This is a genomic window from Mesorhizobium sp. M7A.F.Ca.US.005.03.2.1 (assembly GCF_003997795.1).
In the GTDB taxonomy this organism is placed as follows: domain Bacteria; phylum Pseudomonadota; class Alphaproteobacteria; order Rhizobiales; family Rhizobiaceae; genus Mesorhizobium; species Mesorhizobium ciceri.
Genome location: NZ_RZRP01000712.1, coordinates 1 through 3,308 on the forward strand (window position 1 = coordinate 1; position 3,308 = coordinate 3,308).

3 protein-coding genes and 1 pseudogene are annotated in these 3,308 nt (G+C 54.3%); 2 read left to right on the forward strand and 2 right to left on the reverse strand.

Annotated features, from left to right (window positions below; translation table 11 throughout):
- Positions 1 to 335, reverse strand: a pseudogene (locus tag EN991_RS40405) (hypothetical protein); the annotation flags it as partial.
- 1,150 nt (positions 336 to 1,485) lie between these two features.
- Complete coding sequence (locus tag EN991_RS28845) at positions 1,486 to 2,391, reverse strand: DNA-processing protein DprA (RefSeq protein ID WP_127370024.1); 906 nt, start codon at positions 2,389 to 2,391, stop codon at positions 1,486 to 1,488.
- 299 nt (positions 2,392 to 2,690) lie between these two features.
- Between EN991_RS28845 and EN991_RS41165 the strand changes: the two genes are divergently transcribed.
- Positions 2,691 to 2,876 carry a hypothetical protein gene (locus EN991_RS41165; RefSeq protein ID WP_127370025.1) on the forward strand — a complete coding sequence of 62 codons (186 nt, stop codon included), beginning with the start codon at positions 2,691 to 2,693 and terminating at the stop codon, positions 2,874 to 2,876.
- A gap of 41 nt (positions 2,877 to 2,917) precedes the next feature.
- Positions 2,918 to 3,202, forward strand: coding sequence for a hypothetical protein (locus tag EN991_RS41170; RefSeq protein ID WP_127370026.1), 285 nt, complete (start codon positions 2,918 to 2,920; stop codon positions 3,200 to 3,202).
- Positions 3,203 to 3,308: the final 106 nt, after the last annotated feature.

Consider the following 3,308-nt stretch of genomic DNA (forward strand, 5'->3'; position numbering starts at 1 on the left):
CCTGCGCCCGGCGAACACCCCACCCCACCTCCCGGAGAATATTCTCCACCGCGCAGCGCCAGCGCGGCGCTGACGCTGCGCGGTGGAGAATATTCTCCGGGAGGTGGGGTGGGGTGTTCGCCGGGCGCAGGCGGAGGCTCTCCCAAATCCGCAGTAATTTCTCGAAAAATGCCATCGATATTCGCGAAGATCAGCCGACCTAATTCGACAACGTCCGATGCGTCGCCCAGACGAATAAAACGCATGGTTCGCAGGCATAGCACCGCAATGTCATCGGGCGAATTGTTCGCTGTTTGATAAACAGGCGGGAATGAGGATAGAACGGCTCGGGCCAATCTTGGCTCTAGGCGCGGCGAAGCAGTATTCCAAACATGTAGGGCGACAGACTGGCTTCCGACTCGGAGGCCAAAATTCGGTGTGAACTTAACCGAAAAGATTTCGCTCGGGCTTCGCACGGTAGTTGGCGGGAACTCCAAAATCGCGCCCAGGTTAAGAGCTCTCCAAGCCTCCAACTGCTGTAGGCCAAGTTGAGCGGATCGTCTCTCTGGCTCTTGTACAAACTCTCTAACGACTCTCCAGCCATCAGACGTTGGCAGAGTCGGCGGAGGCTACTGTGAAAATCATAGCCTCCCCCTCGTGGCGTAAATCTTCGACGCAGCTCCGTCCGTTGCGGTCGGTCGTGTCATATGTAAAATTCTTAAGAAAGCAGAAATTCCGAACGCTGGCATTGAGACACCTTCGCGGATTTCGATTCGCAATCACTAATATATACGAAGATTCCTATTTTGTTCTCTCATTTAACATGCCAATCGCTAAAGGGTGAATATGGCATAGTTAGAATCGGAGAGTCGTGGCTTTCGATCACTCGGCTAGGGTGTCAAACAGCGAAGGCTGGTCGTCATCATGGACAACGCGGGCGAGGAACACTCCCTTTATCGGGACGTGCGGGTAAGCCTCATGGAGAAGTGCCTGTGCCGCCTTAAAAGAAGCTCCCCTTGCGATCACATCATCAAATATTGCAATCGTATCGACGCTCTGGGGCAGGTTAACAGTTTGGAATGCCCAGCCCGCCTTCAAACTTGCGGGTCTGGTCGATTACTAGTATCATGAGCCGCAACGCGTTCTTCAATTTGTTTTATACAATTAATAATTATCGCGCCAGCTCCAAAACTTCGAGTTATCAGTCGCAAAAGTCTATCGTCATAAGCTGGGTGGCTGACGGGCTTACTGCACGGAACAGGGCACCAAGCAATCTTTGACAAGCGATCCGTTAGCACTGCGCTACGAAGTTTTTCTGCCCAATAGTCAGTTGACCGCGCCTTATGTTTATAGCGATGGACATTCTCATCGCGGATTGCAGGGCTCATTTTAAAGTTTAAGATGTGGTTGTTCGTCTCGGACTTATAACCCCCGTGCGCGGTATACTCCCCCAGATAAAGGATATAGTCATCTTTCTCTAGGAAGCCATGCTCCCCGCGTGTCAGATCATCGATCTTTGTAAAGCGCGCTGACATTTGCCAAAATATCTTCAATACCAGAAACTCGGATCGCGCCTAGTTCCTCGAACCTGTGGGGCCACGTTATATCGGATCTATGAAAACAGCTTTCAAGAATTAATAGCGGTCGACCTTGTGCTAAAGCCGCTCGCGCTTGCGTGAGTGTTCCAGATGTTTCCCCAGCTTCAACAATAACAGTTGCATCCGTCAAAGCACTCATCGTTATGTTCCGCTCTGGGAAAAAGGTTCGCGTCTTATTCAAGGGCATAGCCTTGTATGCCACAACCGGAACCTGCGATATCAAAAGGTTCTCTCGGGCTATCTTCTCATGAATACCCCTATTTTCTCTCGGATAAGCCGTAGAAATTGGAGTTCCCACTACTGCAATTGTGGGGAATTTCAGAGATATGGCTGTTTCATGGACAATTGCATCGATCCCTTTCGCCAGCCCGGAGACCGGAATAATTTTGTCAGAAATCAGCCCCTGGACTATTCGGCGGGTCTGCAAAATACCTTCATCGCTTGGCTCACGAGTGCCCACCACTGCAATAGAAGGCTGTTCTGAGAGCGCCCAATAGCCTTGATAATAAAGCAGTTCGATAGGATGTTTCGCTACACGAATTTTGTTGGGATATTCGCCGGCGCCGTGAATCCTGACACCATACGGAGCAGAGCTAAATTTCCGTATTTGTTCATCTGCTAGTTCGGCATATTTGACTGCTGTGGGATATGGGACGAAATCAGAGGGAACAGAAAAGGGGACACCGCCGAACCTGTCGGCAATCGACTTAAATGATGCCCCATGGTCCAGCCAAAGGGCCTCATACGCACCCATTTCCAACCAAGGAGAAATGGGGTCGGAAGACTTAAGATCGAATTGCGTAGCTGCGGTCATGTTGCCTATTTAGGGCTGCATCGGCAGATGTTCGACTGGAATTGCGTCAAGGCGCATTTTGGAACAAAACAGGAACTTACACAAGAGACTTTATTGCCGAGCATTTGCAATCGGTTACGTCGTATCCTAATCGGGAATTGCCGGGGAAAACGCCTCCCCTTGTAGCAGGGAAGCCCTGTCGTACAGGCGGCGAGAATACTTGGCCGTCCGCTCCATTCCCCTTCTCCGATGTCCGCCCGTCACCTATTGTAAACGCCCCGCCCTGTCGTATCCTCTCTCCCGGCTTGGGGAGACATCACATGCGTTCCACTCTAGACACCGTCGCCGCGATCGGCCTCGCCATCGGCGGTGCCTTCGGCCTTGCCGGCACCTTCGTCGCCAGCGCCCCACTTCGCGAAACACTCTGGACGATCGACGGTGCCGCACTGGTGGTCGCCACCGCGCTGTTGACGATGAAATACCAGCGGCTGGCAATGACTGCATAGCCGCGGGCTTCCTGACCTTCCTGGCCGGAGAGACCCTGCTGATGGCGGGCAATGCGGCGGGGCTGGAGGCCAGCGTGCCCTCCTATGTCGGCGGCATCTCGCTTTGGGCGGCGGCACTGGTCATGGTCAGCGTGCCCAGGACATTTGCCCTGTGGATGCGGCTCACCGCGCTGGTGGCGGCCGTGCTGTTTGTCGTCTCGGCTTGCATGATCCTCTGGGGGGCGCCCTTGCTGCCGACCTCGGCACCGCTGCCCGCCGCGGGCTATCCGTTCCTGGTGCTGACCTTTGTCGGCTGGATCTGGACGCTGCTGAAGCCGGCCCGGTGAGGCTTTGTCCGCTTGCGTACCAAACGTCCGGCCTGGTTGATCGGGCATCGGCGGGGCGGGAAAAAATCCGGGCGGCGGACCCCGGGTCGCCAGTGGCCGGCGCGGG

Excerpts from the sequence above, each read along its gene's own strand:
- EN991_RS41170 (WP_127370026.1), top strand. The coding sequence starts at position 2,918 with ATGGCGGGCAATGCGGCGGGGCTGGAGGCCAGCGTGCCCTCCTATGTC.
- EN991_RS41165 (WP_127370025.1), top strand. The coding sequence starts at position 2,691 with ATGCGTTCCACTCTAGACACCGTCGCCGCGATCGGCCTCGCCATCGGC.
- EN991_RS28845 (WP_127370024.1), bottom strand. The coding sequence starts at position 2,391 with ATGACCGCAGCTACGCAATTCGATCTTAAGTCTTCCGACCCCATTTCT.